A 17467-nucleotide genomic window follows, 5' to 3' on the forward strand; every position below is an offset into this window, starting at 1 on the left:
CCGTTTAGTAAATCCCGCCTTGAGAAATTCCCGTGCCCAGCTCACCGGCTGACTGATAGGGGGCCTGACTGCTCGGGGACAGCCATCTGGACAGCAGGCCTCCATTCCCTCCACCCGTGAGAATCCCCCCTAATCCGAGCGCGCTCCCTACAATCGCATTTCCGAGGCTGCCGCTTTGCGTAGAGGTGCTGGTGCCACTTTGCTGGCTGCCGTAATTCCCGCTGACCAATCCCAGATAATCATTCAAGATTCCTGTCTGATATCCGTTCTGGTTCTGCCACTGCTGGTAAGCATTGGTCAGGGCGTTCTGGTCATTGCTCTGCTGCTGCTGACCGGCCCCAGCCTGGAGCTGGTAATTGTTCAGGGCATTTTGGACGGCGCTGTTCGTAGCAGAGTTACCCAACGAAGCGGCGTTCCCAAGCTGGCTGTTGGCCGCAAGCTGGGAGTTTGTGTTCTGCTGCTGAAGCCCAAGGAGTCCTGACGCGGCGCTAAGCTGGTTCGAGGTGTTGTACTGCGAGTTGTTCTGCTGGAGACCCGCAGTGCCAAGCGCAGAGGCATTGCCGAGGCTACCCTGAGTCCCCGCTGCACTGGCTGCTGTGCTGAGCCCGTTATTGTACGCGCTCAGAGCCGTTGAGAGGCCCTGATTGTAGGCGTTGTTCTGGAGCGCGGCGGCCTGTGTGGCTTTGGCCGTTGCAGCCTGACCCTGAGCCATAGCCGCCGCAGCACCTGCGCGGGACGAGTTCAGAGACCCGCCCTGAGCCGCCTGACGGTTGATGCCGGGGAGCGTCGTCTGGTTCAGCGTCTGGTCGATGGTCGCATCATTGGCTGCGATAGCCTGATTGACCGCCGACGAGTTCATGTAGGTGCCAGCGTTGGCCGCAAGCTGTGCCGTGGGGTCCGAGAGCGCCTGACTGGAGACGTTTGAAAGGGTGTTCTGGGCGTTGGTCAGGCCGTTCGTGCCGCTGATTGCGGCATTGTTCAGCGCGGACGATAGCGCACTCGTGGGACCGCTGGACGATGTGGTGCCGTTGGCAATGCCGCTGAGAATGCCTGAAAGGCCACTATCAAGCCCCTGCGAGGCCAGCGAGGAGGCATTGTTGATGTACGGCGTCAGTGCTCCAAGGCCCGTTGATCCGGCAGAGGCCTGACCGCTGGAAAGGCTTGCGCCCGTCCCGTTGGCCCAATTATTGGCTCCTGCAATGGCACTATCGAGAGTGCCATTTGTGCCAGCCGTCATCTGGCCCGTGTAGGGTCCGTTTGCAGACTGCTGATTGTAGTTCTGCTGGGCCTGGCCGAAGATGTTCTGAACCTGGGACGCCTGGGGTGCCCAGGGTGACGTGGTAGAAGACGATTGCGTCTTGGTCTTGCTGCTTCCCAAAGGGACTCCAAAGAGCCCCGCAGGGCTACGGGTTGAAAAGTAGAACGCGCTTTCCGGGGAACGGGCGACAGTGAATGGTCAGAGGCTCACCGCTTGACGACTCGATTACGGTTCCGCACGGAATGAACCCGGCAAGCGCCAAAAATTTCGGCTGAAGAGGGGCTGAGGGCTCTCTGAGGGCATATACAGGTTCCCCTAAGAGTCCCTGCGCGGCCTCTGTGTCGGCCCTGAACTGGCGCGCAGTCCCCGTGGTCCAGCGCCTTACATCAACATGGACGAAGATACATTCTGGACCGCGCTCGTAGCTGATCGTGTAGTCAGGGCGGACGACCACCGGCACCTTATCCAGGGAAAGGCTTCCAAGAACTGCTGGCTGCGTCATAGTAGACCCATTGGTCCTCTGTTTGCCCTTCAAGGGGCCTCCAAGGCGCCCTGGAGAGTCGTGGGGTCCCGTCTAGGGGTGCGACGGGGGCCTTAGACGCGGCTTGCGGGCAAAGCATGTTGAGCGCTCGAATTGATGCCGCGATGTTCCCCAGTTCCCGGTTCATGTAGTCCCGGTCGCTGCTCGCAAGGCTGGGTAAGGGGGAGACCGTGTACGCCTTAACGCCTGCTGACTGTGCCATTAGCGCCTCCCCGCTGAAACAACGTCAGCATCGAACCCGACAACCTCGAAGTCTACCGGAGCATCGACCTCGAACCTGTAGCTCAGGTAGCGCCCACCAATGAGGGTATCTACCTTGTACTGCGTAGTCGGGTCGAAGGTTACAGGCGCAGCCCATTTGAGGGGGCCTGCGGGCGTGTTGGAGCCTCCCAGCGTGATCGTGACGGGGGTTTCGGCATACATCACAGATTGAGGGTAGACGCGCCTTACATTCTTGTAGGTCGCCAGGTCTGATCCTTGAGTGTCGAGGTCTAGGCCGATACGCTGTAGGTAAGCGGAGGAATTGCAGTCAGCCTCAATCGCTAGATTGGGCAGACTACCCTTGTTCGCGAAGTCGTAGGCAAGCACACGGCTCTCTGAGATTGTCCCGGTAGATGCTGAGCCGAAGATCACGTTATCACTATGCGAGCCGTCGAGGCCCAAATAGGTATCCGAGGTAGTCGCGTAGGTCGGCCCATCGGAGTCATACCGCGCATATGTCGGAGACTGATCTACGGACACCAACGATCCAGAGCACACGTTTGGTAGGTCTAGATACGACCAGGTTTGGCTGGTCAGGCTGTAGACCGCCGCGCGGTTACATCCCAGGCCGCTCCAGGGGGCGGCGGGGTCAGTCGTCGCGTAGCAGAACAGTATCTCTTTGTGGACCGGAGAGTAGATCGTGAAACAGGCCTCGGCGAGCTTCCGGTTCAGTGTCCCAAAGATGAAGTCTCTGGAAACGCCATCACAAATGGATCGCTGCGTTGTTCCATCATGGAAGTAGATGTCAGACGTTCCGAAACAGTAGTGCCCCCCTGCCACCTCGACCACACAGTTCGGTGCGATCAGCCCTCCGTCAATGCCGAGGCGGGTGAATGCGAATACAAGTTGGTCGCCTGTTTGTGTAACCAGGATAGCCTGATCCGAGGCATAGACGACAAACGCATCTTTCAGGGCGCACCCATCAACGATAGGCGAGGTTAGATCCTCAATGACGTTTTCGCCTGCATTGGTGGTTGCATCGTTCGCGTCCCAGGAGCCGGGGGGCTGCCCCGCAAGCGTCAGGTCTGACCACTTGAACATCTGAGGTACGCTCTGCGCGCCTTTAGTGACCCCAAGGGCAATCATGTAGTCCCCGTAGTTTCTCAGGGAGCGGCAGGACCAGCTTGGGTCCCAACCTGGCAGCGTCTCGAACCTTCCGGATTGCGGCCCGAAGTATAAGGGGACAGCGCTGGGCTGGTTGAGGTACGTGACATCGCCTAAGGCCGTGGACGTAAAAGCCGCCCCCGGCGAATAGCTGGCCCCCGCCTCGGGGGTAAGATCAACGGCATCACCCGATGAAACATGCGTGATCGCAGAGGTGGACACGCTGATGATCATGTCATTGAGCGATGCAGGGCGGTATGAAAAGACGTAAGAGGGCGCGGCGGTTAGCGGCACGGCGGTCTTCAGTACCGGAGCGCGCTCCGCCTTATTGGCGTGAAACCGGACGTTCGCCCCGCTCGACCAGGCATTCAGGCCCAGCTCAGCGGGGTTTGGGTCCGAGACGATTCCAGCGCCGGATAGCCCCCGGAATTGAACGAGAGCCATCAGGTGTCCTTAAGTTTTCATGATGAAGCAGAGGGCGAAGTATGGCGGCATCGTGGGGACTGTGTGCTGATGTGCGCCGTCTTGAGCGATAGAGTGGCTGTGCGCTGCCTGTGAGATCGCCACGTTGTGGGTGTGCTGGCCGTCTGTGCTGATGCCGTGCGTATGAGCAGCTCCAGCCCCAGCGCCGCCCGTGTACGGCCCCTGTATCGCAGAGTTGCCGTTGATCGAGGTAAGAAGCGAGGTCGTGCCGCTCGTAGACGTTACGATCTGGGCGGATGCAGAACCCGCTTGTTGGTGGGAGTGGGAAGGTATTTCGTCGTTGGTCAGGGCGTGTTGAAGGGTGTTGCCTCCATGGCCATGACCACCCTGAGCGTCGGTCGAGACGCTCGCTGAGAACGCCCCCGCCGCGCCCGTGTAGCCCCCATGGGTGTGCGCGCCCTGGACATCCGATAGAGATGCCGCCGCGCCGCCAGTGTTGTAGGGGGCGTAGCTGCCACCCGCGCCGATGATGAATCGGCCCCGGAGGTCAGGTGTGCCGTTGTTACCATCGCAGATTACCCATCCTGCGGGGATCGCAGCGATAGCTCCTGACCACGCAATGATACCCCCTGAGGGAACGAGAAAGGCCCCGACGCTGACCCCCGCGAGTGTGATCGACCCGGTGGTATCGAGACCGGTTGCGGCCACTCTACCGGAGACTCCCAGGTTGCCTGAAGAGTTGCTGAGGGTGAGCGCAGTCGTTCCTGAAAGCACCAAGCTTCCGGCGGTCGCAAAGGCATCTGCAACGGTGTTCAGCACCGTGTGGCTGGCCGTCACGGCTCCGGCGATGTTCGGGAAAGTGGCTTTCAGCGTAGCCTTAATCAGCCGCATATGGCTGTCGGCCTGATTGACCCCATCAGTGTGCGCCGGATTTGAGGGCACGAGGTCGGAGATATAGGTGCCACTTTCGAGCGCCATACGGGGATTCCTTATGAGGCCTTGAGAGGCACGGGTTGTTTCTGGATTGTTTCTGAGGGACCCCTATGGGGGTCTGAAAAGGATGTTAGAGGGTCCCGAAGCGCGTAGGCCTCCGACCATCTTCTATTGCCTACATAGCTTGGTCGCCTGTCCTGAGAGGGCGCTTGAGGGGCGTTTAAGGGGAGCCTTAGGGTGGTTTAGGGTGGATTCCAACGCGCCAGCCCCACAGGAAAAGCCCGACTATGACTACAACTAACAACAGCTTTAGCGGGATTTTTGAAAAGGGAATGTTTTGACCCCCACGGGGCCTGGAAAACGCCCAAGCACGCCACTGCGCGGCGCGTTGCGTCCTAAATTCTGTCCTAAACTTACGAGCACACTGATTAAGTGTAGCGTTCACAGTGTGTTGGTAAGGTTAGACGACAGCTTAAGTAGCTGTTGTGGTGCGGTTATCGGTGCTGATGGCCGCTGTGCCTACGCCTGGAACACCTGAAGTGCGCCGCGGTCTAACCGTCTGGTAGCGCCACGATATCGCCCGCCCGGTTATATCGTGGGGGCGATGCGCGCAGGCGTTGAAGAAAAAAAAATCCGGTTAACCTGCAACGTTATCGATTGACAGGCGTGTTTGGTGGTCATAGGGTAGCCACATCGCAAACCTGGCGGCTTCATAATAAACCGCTAACGTTACTGGATACTGATCATGGCAATCGTAATCACCACAAAATACATCGGACCAACAAACTCTCGCGGAAGCCGAGTTAAGGCAGTAACGGGTGACAACAACCCTTCAACGGGCAAACCAGCCACCCTGACAATTTCATGGGACTGCTCATTAAATTCGGCTGACAACCACAAAGCCGCTGCGAAGGCTCTTGCAGAGCGCCTGACATGGGATGGGGAGTGGCACAGCGGAGAGACCGACACGGGCTATGTGTTCGTCCGATTTGGTGCGGCTAACTCTTTCAGCGTGGAGGGCTGAGCCATGCTCTGCAATAGCTGGATCATATCCGACCGCGCCACAGGCAGGGCCGTCTTTGAGACCTTCTCAGAGGTCACGGCCTCACAGGTCAACCTAGCGCGCTACGCCGTCCACACAGCGCATGAGTGGCTTGCAGCCTTGAACAAGCGTACCAAAGCGGAGGGCTGAGCCATGAGCAAGAGACCCGCGCTTGCCTCTCTAGACGCCGCTACACGGGCTTATTTCAAAGGTACTCAACACGAACGGGAATGGGCGCGCAAAGCCACCTGCACAAAAGACACGCGAGAGGACCTTCAGCGCGCCTATTCATCCCCTCAGGTCCGCTGCATACGCCTCTACATGGACGATCTGGCAGGCCGTGCGCGGTACTCCAAGCCGACTGAAGCCGCCATGCGCGCAATCGCCGTAGCGGCGCTCTGGATGGCTTGGAAGGAATCCCAGATCGGCCGCCCTCTAGCGCCCTCTGAGGTCCCTCTATGGGCTCTCCCCTGCAAGTCTCCTTCAGACGCCCTTCAAAACCTCTCAGGAGTCCCTTCATGACCATCAAAAGCCTAACTGAAGCTGCCCTGAGAGGGCAGGCCGGAGCGCCCACGTTATTAGGCCCTGAAGATCGAGAACACATAGGCGCGTTTCAGGTGGGAGCTGCGATATCTGACACCTGCAAGATATCCACACCAATCGAAAGCGTCGTGTTTGGTCGGGGTCAGTACGGTGTCACGCTATCTGACGGGCGCATGATAGCCGCCGAGTTCAGGCAGGGAGGGTCAGCTTTGGACCTGTACCTGCTGAAGTGATCGCACTCCGCGCAGTTCCAAGATAACCTCTAACATCATCGGATAACTCTCATGCTTACACGGTGCAACGGGTTCGCTATCATCAAACGCCGCAGCGGTGTGTTCTTATTAATCGAGCCTCACGCTGACGGCTCGCATACAGCCCATTGTGAGGCCACCCTAACAGCCGTTGTCGCCAGGGCGCTGATGATGGAGCCGGGGGAAAGTCGTGTGTGGGCTCCCCAGCCTTCTATTGCGTAATTCAAATCGTCAATGCCCTGAGGTCTCTCTAACGGACCTCTGCCGCTTCCTCTGACAGCTCCCTGATGGTCACTTTCAGGGAGCTTTTGCGCGTCTGGGGCAGCGGGCGGCGGAAGCGACGATTTGAATTACGCAATAGAACAAGGGCGAGGAAAAAAGTTATCTATAAAGGATACATATAGAGTTCTCTAAAAGTCCTTTAAGGTGCCTCTAAAGGTGCGTTGAGGGTTGCCTCAGGTTTCTTTGGGTGTCCCGTAGGTATCAGCCCCCACAATCCCCCTCTGATCAGAGTGCCTTGTAAAGGTGCTTCAGGACTCTGATAGGGTGTTTCAATAAACTGATAACTCAGCTAGTGAACTCTTGACGCCTCCCGGTGTTAGGGTGGCGACAGTTGATAATCTGACTGGGCCTGGCCTGGTGCACCGTACAGGAGGATAGATGTTGTGGCTGACTACAGCATAAACGTCTCGTTTGAAGATCGTAGGCGAGGGGGTGAGTATCTTATACAGGCCCGTGAAGCTGCTGGCCTGATGGCCAAGGATGTCGCAAAGCATCTTGGAGTTACAGCCGCGTTCATGTCGAACTTGGAGCGGGGCAAGACCCCCGTTAAGCCAGCCTACGTTCTTAAACTGGCTGATCTGTACGGGGTACCTCAGGCTGAGTTTGCCAAGCGGATGCTGCGGTATAGAGACCCGGTGATGTACGCCATGCTGTTTGGTGTTGAGGGTGACAGGGAACTTGAGGTGACGGTCAAGGCGCTGCTGGAGGCAGCAGAGATGAAGCCGGAGGGCAAGTGATGACCTCCGGAAGTGGTTATGTGGGGCTGCTGTGGGTGTCGCTGTCTGAGGGCGCTGTAAGTGATCTCACGGAGGACTTATAGCTGGGTGCTGGGCAGCTACCACCGCTGAGCGCCTACGGTTCTCTTGCCGGGTCTGAAGGGCGGTGCCGAACGCCTGCTTCTGGCTGTCCCAGGCAGCCATCCCCTGCGCTGGTGAAATCTGCCCGTGATCCACCTGCGCCCCGGTGACTGCGTGTTCTGCGTCCATTTTCGAGAGTAGGTCGGTGTCTGGTCCGACAAGGGCAGTGCCGTACTCAATGTCGTTGGTTCCCAGGCATGTCGCCAGGTTTGCCACGTAGCCCGGTCTGAACGGGTACATTTTCGTGCAGGCGTCATTTGCCGCATTGTACGCACTGTTGGTCTTTTTGAGTTGTTCAGCAGGAGAGGATGCACAGGCGCTGAGAGCGCAGGCGGTCACGATGGTGGTGATGGTGTGTCTTAGGTGCATTTCTAATCTTCTGTTTGTGGTGGCGCAGTCACGCTGGCCGAAAACCCCTTAATATCCAGTTAAAACCCGCCACGCATTTCGTGGAGAAGTTCGACAAGTTCAAAGGCAGCAGGAAGATTTTCGCGCTCGATGAAGGGTGGAAGGTGTTGCCGGAGCTTTATCGGTCTGGGGAGTTGACCATGAGGGGGAGTTTTAAAGGGGACTTGAGGGTTCACTGACAGAGGACGGTGTATACCCGTTGTAGCTTGGATCAATTTCCCAAGGGAAGCTGCGTGACTCAGTGTCCCCGAGCCTGAACCTACGCAGCTCCTCAATCATGATGATCATTGTTTCGGTATTGATCTTTGTTAGCTCTGCACTCTGCATGAGCCAGCCAACGGTCATCCTTAACTCACGAAGCATCTCATCTTCGCGGGAGCCCTGCTTAGTGCCTTCGATGGCACCCCGGATTTCATCAAGAAACACGAAGTGCTCTTCTTTCCACGCCTTGAAAAAGTCAGCGGCACCCATAGCGGCGCCGATAAGCATGAACGCCACGAAGTAGTACGACCAGCCTAGACTCCACAAAGACGCTGGCACTCAAGTATTCCCCTCTGGCTTAGCGTCTATACGGCGCAGCTCACGGTTGATCAGAGATCGTACCCATTGGGCCACAGTACGCTCCTCCTTTTCGGCGGCGCGATCAAGCGACTCTTTGAGATCTTCATCCACGCGGACAGAAATTTGGATAGTTTTCGCCATTTTCCCCAAAAACCACTTGTAAGCGACACTCATTGGAGTTATTGAATGTCAATGACACTCAACGAGGGTCATTTGCTTACTTCTTCTAACACTTTCACACCCTGAAAGTCACTCTAATGTCCCCTATCAAACACCGAAAATCCTTCTACATGCGCTTATAAAGCCGCACGCAAAGGGCCGCCGACGATTAGACTTACGCAATAGAACAGTACGCGCCGAGCGTCTGCCTGAAAAAATCTCTAACGTTACCGACTTCCCTGCTTAGCATAGTTCGAGGTGCAGCATCTATGAATAAAGTGATCCCGCCAAGCTGGCCACAGATCATCGCCTTATCGTTTCCTGCGGCGATATTCATCACCCTGGGCGTTCTCCGCCTCGTCTACGATCCACTCACTCGCATTCAAATTGTAGGCGAGTGCATCAGTATTGCCTTCACAGCGGTCATACCTGTCCTTCTATGGTTCGTATGTTTCGCAGTTCGCACTGGCAACGCGGTTGATCAGGAAGTCCCCGGCGAGAACTCGTAAGCCCTGCCGGGGTCCCTCTGTTAGACGAGCAATGTACCCGAAAGAAGTTGTAGGAATTCAGTGAGGTGTTTGCACATGCTCACCAAGTTATCCGCAACTTCAATTAGACGCACTACACCATCGAGGTTCTCACAGAACCACACCAGTATCTTCAGAAAATAGCTCCGCTTCTTATCACCTGAAAATCCAGGCCGCGCCCACAGAGTCAGCTTCGCTCAGATTCGTCTGAACCGTGAGGCTGACACTGGCCCCTCATGTCCACAAGATGAACACAGGAAGAACCAGATGATTAATTTACAGGCATATGAAGGCCACGAAGATGGCGGCAGCCGCGCCATGACGTTTCCATTTGAGGGTCATTCGGTTCGCGTCATGGACCGCGACGGGGAACCTTGGTGGTTTCTCGCGGATGTTTGCGCGGCACTCGACATAGCTAAGCCGGAGAATGTCGCCGCGAGGCTAGATGATGATGAGAAGGCCACCACCCGTATTGAGGGTGGTGGGAATCTCAACCCCAATCGCACCATCATCAACCAGTCTGGCCTGTTCTCTCTGGTGCTCACCAGCCGCAAACCTGATGCCAAGCGGTTCAAGAAATGGGTAACTGCTGAGGTCCTACCAGCCATCCGCAAAACCGGCGGCTACATGGTTGCCGCTCCCGATGAAACCCCTGAAGCCCTTGCACTGCGCGCTCTGACCGTTCTTCAGGATACCGTCGAGCGGCAGAAGGCCCAGCTCGCCATCTCCGAACCCAAGGCTGCCGGGTTTGATCAGATCACAGCCGGGAACTACCTGCCGAGCATCCGCAAGTTCTTCAGCGTGTTCGACGGTGTGAACCTTATCGCGGTCCCAGCTCGCCTGGTGGAACTTGGGTACCTCTACCGCGACCCTCAGGACAACTATCGGGTCCGTCGCGAACGCCCTCGGGCTCTCGAACTGTTCCGCGAACACATTCAGCAGAACTCAGCCTGGACCTCCGTGACAATCTCTCTTCGTGCCGCTGGGCAGGAGGAGATGGCGGAGCTGTATCGTCAGGGCCAGATACCGCTGCTCAAGGCATTTCAGCAGCGTTTACAATAACCTATCGGCGCGGGAGAGGGGCAGATTGGTGCCCCTCACTCGTTGCGTTTACATGTTTTGTTCTCTCTATGTTCTCATTTTTAACTTGAACCTGTTCCTGCCTGCTCTGTAAGTTGTGCAGGTAGTTAATTCGGATGAAGCCATGATGACGATGATGTGCCCTGAGCGGTCCCTATGTAGGTCCCTGCTGGCCGCTGTTTTTTTCGGCCCTGTTGAAGATCGGGACGACACACTTGACGGCGATAGCCTTGTCATTTTCAGCCCGGTTCGTGAGGACGGGAGCTTTGTTGCGAGTGTGAGTCCTGTGGGTGATCTCTGGGCCGCCGATCTCATGGTGGACACAGGCATCGTCTGGGCGTCAGTAGAGCCGTCTATGCAGGAGGCGTTCATAGCTCTTGCGGGTGCCACGACAGCACTCCTGCGCACGGGACACTGAAATGCATTTCTTCCGCCAGCCTGCGAGCCCTTTCTGGTTCGTGTCATTCACTGACTCGGTATCGGGAAAGCGTGTCAAGCGTTCCACCAAAGAGACCGCCATGCGAGCGGCCCGCAAGGCTGCGACCGAGATCATCCAGAAATTCGCTGAGGACGCCAGGCCCGCATCCGAAAAGGTGCAGGGTGTGACCATCGAGGCTGCGTTGCGGAGGTATCTGTCGTGGCTTGAGACTGAGCGCAAGGCATCGAGTCGCCACGCGGGCATCCATGTGCGTAAAACACTCGGGGAGGGGTTCGAGGGGCGCTTTAGCCTTGATGGAAGACGCCTGCTGGTGTCGCTCACCCCGGCAGACATGGATGAAATGGTCCGCGCGCGGATTGCCGAGGGAAACTCTCCCCAAACCGCAGCGCATGAGGTCAAGACCCTACGTGCCGCCGCGAACTACGTTGCTGATCTGGGAGGTGAGTTCCCGCCTGCGATGGTAAGCCGCTCTGGCCGAGCAAATCCCTGGCGACTTCCCCAGGTCAAAGCCAAGACACGGTATCTCACGCGGGAGGAGTGGCAGAGCGTTTATGACCATCTGGACCCTTTCCGAAGCACCAGTGCGGTCTACAAAAATGGAGCGCAGCACGATCTGCACCCCAGTCCTGCCACGGTTCAGTCCCGGCTGGATATCAGGGATTTGTTCGTCATCCTCACAGTGACCGGAGGGCGCTGGTCGGAAGTGGCGCGCTTGACCTGGGATCGAGTGGACACCGTCGAGTTTCGCCATGTGCGGTTCTGGGGGAGTAAATCGAACCGGGAGCGGGTGGCGCCACTTCCAGCCTCTGCATCGGACATTCTGCGCCGCCGATATGAAGCGCGTGAGACTGTGATGGTGTTCCCCGGCGGAGGCGGAAAGCGGTTCCGAACGGATGCCTCCGGTCGGCCTATAATCGCCGCTATGGATGCCTGCGGGCTCAATCGAGAGGATATAGTGGCCTGCCACGGTCGCGCTACCGTTCACAGCCTCCGCCACACCTACGCATCGTGGCTGCTCCAGAACGGCGCGGATCTAGCCGAGGTGCAGGAGGGGTTGGGCCACACGACATTGGACATGACGAGGCGATACGCCCACCTGTCACAGAGCCGAACTGCGCAGCGGATAACCGCTGTGTTCGATGCCTTGGCAGACGTGAAGCCTCTAGGACACGACGCCTGACCTCTCAGGTGGGGCGTCTAGGACATGTCCTAGCGGTTAACTCGTAACGTTACAGGAGAACGATTTTCCTGGGTTTTACAGGGACTTACGGTCTGCTGCGCCGTAAATCTCCTGGGGTTCCCAAGCTGCATACGAGGGTTCGATTCCCTTCACCCGCTCCAGCCTCAAAAATTGCATCAGCTTTTTCAGCCGCGCAGAAGTTTTTTCTTCGGCGCGTCGTCAGTCTTTTTGGGCGCCGCCTTCTGTGGCGCGGGGGCAGGAGCCCCATCCTGATAAGTCGTGCCGTTCCATGTCCAGCGGTCGTTCTTGTCGATCAGCAAGTCGTGCATCCCATTGTGACGGCTCGGGAGAACCGAGATGGCACCACTAACCGAATCGAGAACCAGCTTCCAGCCACCCTTGTGTCTCAGATAGACCGAGGTCGAGCATCCTGCGGAGCCGCAAAGCCGCGCGGATTGCAGTTGCACGAACAGAGCCATATCGGATTTGTCCGTCGAGAGCGGGGCAGATGCGACGAGTACCACGGGCTGGTCATCGTGTTTGGCAGCATCGGCGAGATCGGCAGCATTCAGTTCGCGCGCTTCGTGATCCAGATTTGTTCCGGGCAGGCTCGAGAGAATCACGGGGTGCGGGCCAGCGCTGTTCTGGGATGTGGCGCGATGGGCTCCCGCCCAGGCGGACGGGCCCATGAGGCTGCAGAAAACCGTGCTTACAAGCGCAGCATGCACCAGAGCCTGGGGTAAACGCATCGACTTGTCTTTCATTCTTGTTCAGCGCCGACTCGCCGGACTTTGTGGATGCCCTGCTTCTTACGCGTGACGCAGCGTTACGACCAGTACGTCACGATACGCAGGACGTGCCGGGTCGATAGGCTCAACAGGCGTCACTCCGTGAAAGACACGATGATCGTCCACGAGGGCTGTATCGAGTGGAGAGGCCAGTGTGAAGGACCCTATCTCGCGCCTGTGGTCGTCATGGATGGTGGTGACACCGGACGCCACATTCTCTCGGCTCACCATGAGGACGAACACCCAGTCCACACCGTCGCGATGCATCCCTTCAGGGGTGGGGCGCCCCTGATTGCCGGCTTGCGCCTCGATACGGAACTGGTGCACCTCCGCGTGCCAGCTATCGGGCTGGGTTGAGGCGGGCGTCATGCGCAACGCCAGTAAATGGGCGGCATTGAGAATGGACAGCATCACCGGATGGCTGGCGATGGCATCCTCGATCGGTCCGAACCAGCGTTCTATCCCGCCATTGAGCAGGTTGTAATCACGGCTCTGATAGTGGGGCTGATGGCGCTTGCGATCGATGCGGCCACCAGCAAGCGCGTAGGTCGCATAACGCCGCTTACGGTAGCGACCGCCATCGGCCATGTAGCGATCAAGACCGAGCCGGTGCCAGCTTTCAGCGAAGCGCTCCCAGTCCTCGAAGCCAAAGGCCTGGAGAAACGAGCGCATTTCGGGTCCACGCTCGAAGGCATAGCCTTGTGCCTGCAGGGCGCCTACCAGCGCGTCGAGGCGCTCTGCTTCGGGGGCGGGGAGAGATTGTGATCGCTGAAGAGGCATGACGCGAGACTACCGTTGATCGGGTGTTATTTGTCCAGACGGGGCCGGGTCGGGTTCAAATGGGCCTTAAGGAACGCTGCTGTTCCCCGCGCCAGCCCCATGACGCCGATCTGATGCTGACGGAAGATCAGATCATGCAGCCATCTTGGTGCCAACCCGCGCAGGAGACCGCCTCCAAAGCTCGTCGAGGAACCGACCATGCCCCATCCATTATAGTCACCCAGCGATACAACGGCACCACGGTCGCGGTAAACAAAAGTCGAGGGCTCGCGACCCTGCGCGATGATCGGAATCGCCCGACCGAGATAGATCCCCTGCTGGCGTGCAACCTGAGCGGTGGCGGGAAGCGGGGAATCATTGATTCGTGCGCAGTCGCCTAACGCAAAGATCGACGTATCGCGGGTCGATTGCATGTGATGGTTGACCACGATCTGCCCGCCGCGAGCGATGTCGAGCCCTTCGAAGAGCTCCGTGGCGGCGCTGGCCCGCACGCCAGCGGCCCAGACTCGCAGCGATGCCGGAACAATGCGGCCATCCTTGAGGTGAAAGCCCGCCTCGTCCACGGAAGTCACCATCGCCTCGGTCAGGACGCTGACACCAAGGGCCTCAAGCTGCTTGCGCGCATCATTCGAAACGCGCTCGGGGAATGCTGGCAGGATGCGCTTGCCGGTCTCGATCAGAGAGAGACGCAGCAGGTTGCGACGGGCCTCCTTGCCGTAACCGGGTGCCAGATCGATCGCACTGCAAAGTTCGGCCGCGAGCTGGGTACCCGTTGCGCCGCCGCCCACGATACCGACCTCCAGTGTGGTGTTGCGCGCAGCAGCATCTCGGAAGGCGGCACGGAATTTCTCGTGGAAGCTACTCGCATCCGGGAGGGAATCGATGAAGGTGCAATTGGCCATCACCCCCTCAATCCCGAAATCATTCGAACGCGAACCGAGCGAGACGATCAACATGTCATAGGGAATGATTTCGTCATTCGCGAGACGGATCTCGTGCTTCTCGCGATCGACACTGCTGAGCGAGCTCTGGATGAAGCGGAAGCCAAAGCGGCGGCTTGCTTCGATGAACGTCGTGCAGTCGCGTGACTCCTCGCCGGTGCCGGCTGCAAATTCGTGCAGCATCGGTTTCCAGTAATGCACGGCGCCCTTGTCGATCAGCGTGGTTTCGATGTCGCGGTGACGCCCGCGACCCAGCGTCATCGCCGTTTCCATCCCGGCAACACCGCCGCCGATGATGACCACGCGAAATCCATTTGCCATGCCTGTTCCTCCTCGGCGTCGCCCGGGCATGGAGTACGACGCTGATATGATTGCGTTTACCGTGAGCTGTCCTGGCTCATGACCCACAATGTGGGTGCAATCAACGCGTCCGTCCAGACACGGGATGCCCTCTCCTGAACAAAAAGGGACGGCAGGAGTACTAAATCAAATGAAAATGCGGTGCAATCGCAACTTCTGGCGATGTCAGACCTTGAAATCACTAGACGCAGGGGCGGGTAGAGAGGAAATGAAAGCAGGTGACCGACCCCAGGGGGCCGGTCACCGCAGGCTCAGCTCCGATAGGAGCCGTTGATGTCGATGTAACCGTGGGTCAGGTCACAGCTCCAGATCTGCGCATGACCATTGGCGAGGCCGAGATCAATCTGGATCTCGATATCCTGCCCTTTCATGTGGGTGACTACGGGTGCCTCATCATAGCCGTCAACTACGGTCCCCTGGCGCGCAATCCATACGCCGCCTATGGCAACAGAGAGCGTATCACGGTTAGCGGGTTCGCCGCTTTTGCCCACGGCCATGACGATTCGGCCCCAATTGGCATCCTCACCTGCGATCGCGGTTTTCACCAGCGGAGAATTGCCGATGGCCAAGGCGATCTTTTTGGCCGACTCATCCGAGACAGCGCCATTGACGCGCACCGTGAACATCTTCGTCGCGCCCTCGCCATCGCGCACGACCATCAGGGCGAGTTCGAGCAACAGGGAATCGAGTGCCTCGCGGAATGCGACCAGCGCCGGGTCGGTCAGGGTCGTGATTTCGGGATTGCCTGCCTGTGCGGTGGCAAAGACCAGCACCATATCCGAGGTGGATGTGTCGGAATCGACCGTTATGGCGTTGAAGCTGCGCTCAGTTCCCTCGGAGAGAAGGGCCTGCAGCACGTCATGGGAGATCGCCGCATCGGTGACTACGAAGCCGAGCATCGTGGCCATGTCGGGCGCGATCATGCCGCTGCCCTTGGCAATCCCCTGGATCGTGACCGACTTGCCGCCGATCTCGACCTTGCGTGTCGCTGCCTTGGGGAACGTATCGGTGGTCATGATCGCCCGGGCAGCGGCTTCCCAACCTTCCGACGACAATCCTTCATACAGGCTCGGCATGGCGTCGCTGATACGCTCGGCATCGAGCGGTTCGCCGATCACGCCTGTCGATGCGAGAAAGACTTCTGTTGCGGGACAATGGACGACGCGCGCTGCGGCGGCGGCTGAGATCTGCGTGGCAATGATGCCCGCGCGCCCCGTGAACACGTTGGCATTGCCGGAGTTGACGACGAGCGCGCGTGCCTTGCCCTGAGCAAGGGCGGCGCGGCTCCAGTCAATAGGCGCGCCGGGGCATTTGCTGCGCGTGAACACGCCAGCCGCCGTCGTGCCGGGCACGAATTCCATCATCATGAGATCGGGGCGATCCTTGTAGCGGATCTGGGCGGCGACAGCGCCAAGCCGCACACCTGCTACCGGCTCGAGGCGCGGCAAAGGCTGGGCGAGGGGGGAGCGGGGGAGGGCTTTGGCCATGATCTGTCTCCGAACGGTAAACGTCGGAAGGAGGATGCACGGCTTGCGCCTCAGGTCCAGCCCTTCACCCGGAAATCAGGTGAAAAGACTGGCCGCGTGAGTGAAAAGTGAGAGAGAATACCTCACTTTTCGACAGGCTTTACTTCTTGGCGGGAGCAGCTGCCGGGACATCGCTGATCGGCTTGCCCTGGGCGTCGTAGCGTACGATCTTGACCTTGGCCTGAGCGGCCTCGACGATCTTGCGCACATTGTCACGGATCAGCTGCTGGCGGATCTCGTCATGCACCTGATCGAGCGGCGGAACGGGGGCTTCACGCGAGGCGAGGACCTGGATCACATGCCAGCCATACTGGGTCTTCACCGGGGTCTGGCTGATCGTGTTCGGCTTCATGGCGAAAGCGGCCTTCGAGAATTCCGGCAGCATGTCGTCCTTCTTGAACCAGCCCAGATCGCCACCGCTGGCGCCCGATCCCTTGTCGGTCGAGAGCTTCTTGGCCAGATCTTCGAACTTCGCACCCTTGTCGAGCTGCTTGATCACGTCCTTCGCAGTCGCTTCATCGGCAACCAGAATGTGACGGGCATGGATTTCCTGCTCGCCCTTCTTGGAAGCGTAGTTCGCCTGATAAGCCTGCTTGATGGCGTCCTCGGTCACTATCGGTGCGACCTTTTCCTGCAGATAGGCATTCTGCAGCGCGTTATCCGCGGCATCCTGCATCTGCGCCTTGACGTCAGGCTTCTTGTCGAGACCTTCCTTCAGTGCGTCGATCTGGATCGCCTTCTGGCTGACGATCTGGTTCAGCAGGATGTTGACCAGCGTGTTGGGCGGCAGCTGGCGTGCCTGCGGCGGCAGACCGGCGGCGGCCTTCTTGACGTCATCCAGATAGATCTTCTGGCCGTTGACCGAGGCGATCAGCGGGTTGGCGTCGGCAGGCGCAGCCGCAGCAGCGGCCGGAGCCGCACTTGCCGGGGCAGCGGGGGCGGGAGCCGCGAAGGCCGGAGCCACCAGAGTCGTGCCGGAAATGAGGGCGGCGCAGAAAAGAGCCGGGCGGGTAAGCCGCATGGAGAAATAACCTCGAAAAACTCGTGGAACTAGTCTCAGCATGGCGCAGGCGTGACGCCTCGGCAAGGCCGGTTGGCGCCGTATTCCCGGTTTTGATGCCACTCTTCATGAAGAAATCGTGCTTCAGCCCGTCTCTGGGCCGTCCGATCGTTGCGCTGCTCGGTTGACCAAGGCAAGGGCGCGCCTTATCTCCTTTCCCGCG

At 58.7% G+C, this 17467-nt stretch carries 15 protein-coding genes; 5 read left to right on the forward strand and 10 right to left on the reverse strand.

Annotation, left to right across the window (positions count from 1 at the left end; translation table 11 throughout):
• Nucleotides 1-4: 4 nt before the first annotated feature.
• The 3 genes from C0V97_RS12265 to C0V97_RS12275 form a co-directional block, all read right to left on the reverse strand.
• Nucleotides 5-1378 carry a hypothetical protein gene (locus C0V97_RS12265; RefSeq protein ID WP_127102867.1) on the reverse strand — a complete coding sequence of 458 codons (1374 nt, stop codon included), beginning with the start codon at nt 1376-1378 and terminating at the stop codon, nt 5-7.
• A 622-nt stretch (nt 1379-2000) separates the two neighbouring features.
• Nucleotides 2001-3608 carry a hypothetical protein gene (locus C0V97_RS12270; RefSeq protein ID WP_127102868.1) on the reverse strand — a complete coding sequence of 536 codons (1608 nt, stop codon included), beginning with the start codon at nt 3606-3608 and terminating at the stop codon, nt 2001-2003.
• Nucleotides 3609-3617: 9 nt separating this feature from the next.
• Nucleotides 3618-4565 carry a phage tail protein gene (locus tag C0V97_RS12275; RefSeq protein WP_127102869.1) on the reverse strand — a complete coding sequence of 316 codons (948 nt, stop codon included), beginning with the start codon at nt 4563-4565 and terminating at the stop codon, nt 3618-3620.
• A 1515-nt stretch (nt 4566-6080) separates the two neighbouring features.
• Here C0V97_RS12275 and C0V97_RS12280 point away from each other — a divergent pair.
• Nucleotides 6081-6338 (forward strand): hypothetical protein, encoded by a 258-nt coding sequence (locus C0V97_RS12280; RefSeq protein WP_127102870.1) that lies wholly within the window; start codon nt 6081-6083, stop codon nt 6336-6338.
• Nucleotides 6339-7021: 683 nt separating this feature from the next.
• Nucleotides 7022-7375, forward strand: coding sequence for a helix-turn-helix domain-containing protein (locus C0V97_RS12285; RefSeq protein ID WP_127102871.1), 354 nt, complete (start codon nt 7022-7024; stop codon nt 7373-7375).
• Nucleotides 7376-8056: 681 nt separating this feature from the next.
• Here C0V97_RS12285 and C0V97_RS12290 read toward each other — a convergent pair.
• Both C0V97_RS12290 and C0V97_RS18955 read right to left on the reverse strand, forming a co-directional pair.
• Nucleotides 8057-8443 (reverse strand): hypothetical protein, encoded by a 387-nt coding sequence (locus C0V97_RS12290; protein WP_127102872.1) that lies wholly within the window; start codon nt 8441-8443, stop codon nt 8057-8059.
• The gene (locus C0V97_RS18955; RefSeq protein WP_127102873.1) at nt 8444-8638 is read right to left on the reverse strand and encodes a YlcI/YnfO family protein; all 195 of its coding nucleotides are present in this window, start codon (nt 8636-8638) and stop codon (nt 8444-8446) included. It lies immediately after the preceding gene.
• Between the two features lie 779 nt (nt 8639-9417).
• Between C0V97_RS18955 and C0V97_RS12300 the strand changes: the two genes are divergently transcribed.
• The 3 genes from C0V97_RS12300 (at nt 9418) to C0V97_RS12310 (ending at nt 11849) form a co-directional block, all read left to right on the forward strand.
• Nucleotides 9418-10212, forward strand: a complete 795-nt coding sequence (locus C0V97_RS12300) for a BRO family protein (protein WP_233582131.1) — start codon at nt 9418-9420, stop codon at nt 10210-10212.
• Nucleotides 10213-10354: 142 nt separating this feature from the next.
• On the forward strand, nt 10355-10648 hold the full coding sequence (locus tag C0V97_RS12305) for a hypothetical protein (protein ID WP_127102874.1): 294 nt from the start codon (nt 10355-10357) through the stop codon (nt 10646-10648).
• A gap of 100 nt (nt 10649-10748) precedes the next feature.
• Complete coding sequence (locus C0V97_RS12310; protein ID WP_158625418.1) at nt 10749-11849, forward strand: site-specific integrase; 1101 nt, start codon at nt 10749-10751, stop codon at nt 11847-11849.
• Nucleotides 11850-12034: 185 nt separating this feature from the next.
• On the opposite strand, the gene C0V97_RS12315 is transcribed toward C0V97_RS12310, so the two are convergent.
• From C0V97_RS12315 to C0V97_RS12335, 5 genes are all read right to left on the reverse strand, one after another.
• Nucleotides 12035-12598, reverse strand: coding sequence for a hypothetical protein (locus C0V97_RS12315; RefSeq protein WP_370265597.1), 564 nt, complete (start codon nt 12596-12598; stop codon nt 12035-12037).
• A gap of 60 nt (nt 12599-12658) precedes the next feature.
• A complete protein-coding gene (locus C0V97_RS12320) occupies nt 12659-13417 on the reverse strand; it encodes a 2OG-Fe dioxygenase family protein (RefSeq protein WP_127102876.1) in 759 nt (252 codons plus the stop codon).
• A 26-nt stretch (nt 13418-13443) separates the two neighbouring features.
• Nucleotides 13444-14679 carry an NAD(P)/FAD-dependent oxidoreductase gene (locus C0V97_RS12325; RefSeq protein ID WP_127102877.1) on the reverse strand — a complete coding sequence of 412 codons (1236 nt, stop codon included), beginning with the start codon at nt 14677-14679 and terminating at the stop codon, nt 13444-13446.
• Between the two features lie 290 nt (nt 14680-14969).
• The gene (gene argJ, locus C0V97_RS12330; RefSeq protein ID WP_127102878.1) at nt 14970-16205 is read right to left on the reverse strand and encodes a bifunctional glutamate N-acetyltransferase/amino-acid acetyltransferase ArgJ; all 1236 of its coding nucleotides are present in this window, start codon (nt 16203-16205) and stop codon (nt 14970-14972) included.
• Nucleotides 16206-16344: 139 nt separating this feature from the next.
• Nucleotides 16345-17265 (reverse strand): peptidylprolyl isomerase, encoded by a 921-nt coding sequence (locus C0V97_RS12335; protein WP_127102879.1) that lies wholly within the window; start codon nt 17263-17265, stop codon nt 16345-16347.
• Nucleotides 17266-17467: the final 202 nt, after the last annotated feature.

The organism is Asaia sp. W19 (assembly GCF_003994335.1).
Lineage (GTDB): Bacteria > Pseudomonadota > Alphaproteobacteria > Acetobacterales > Acetobacteraceae > Asaia.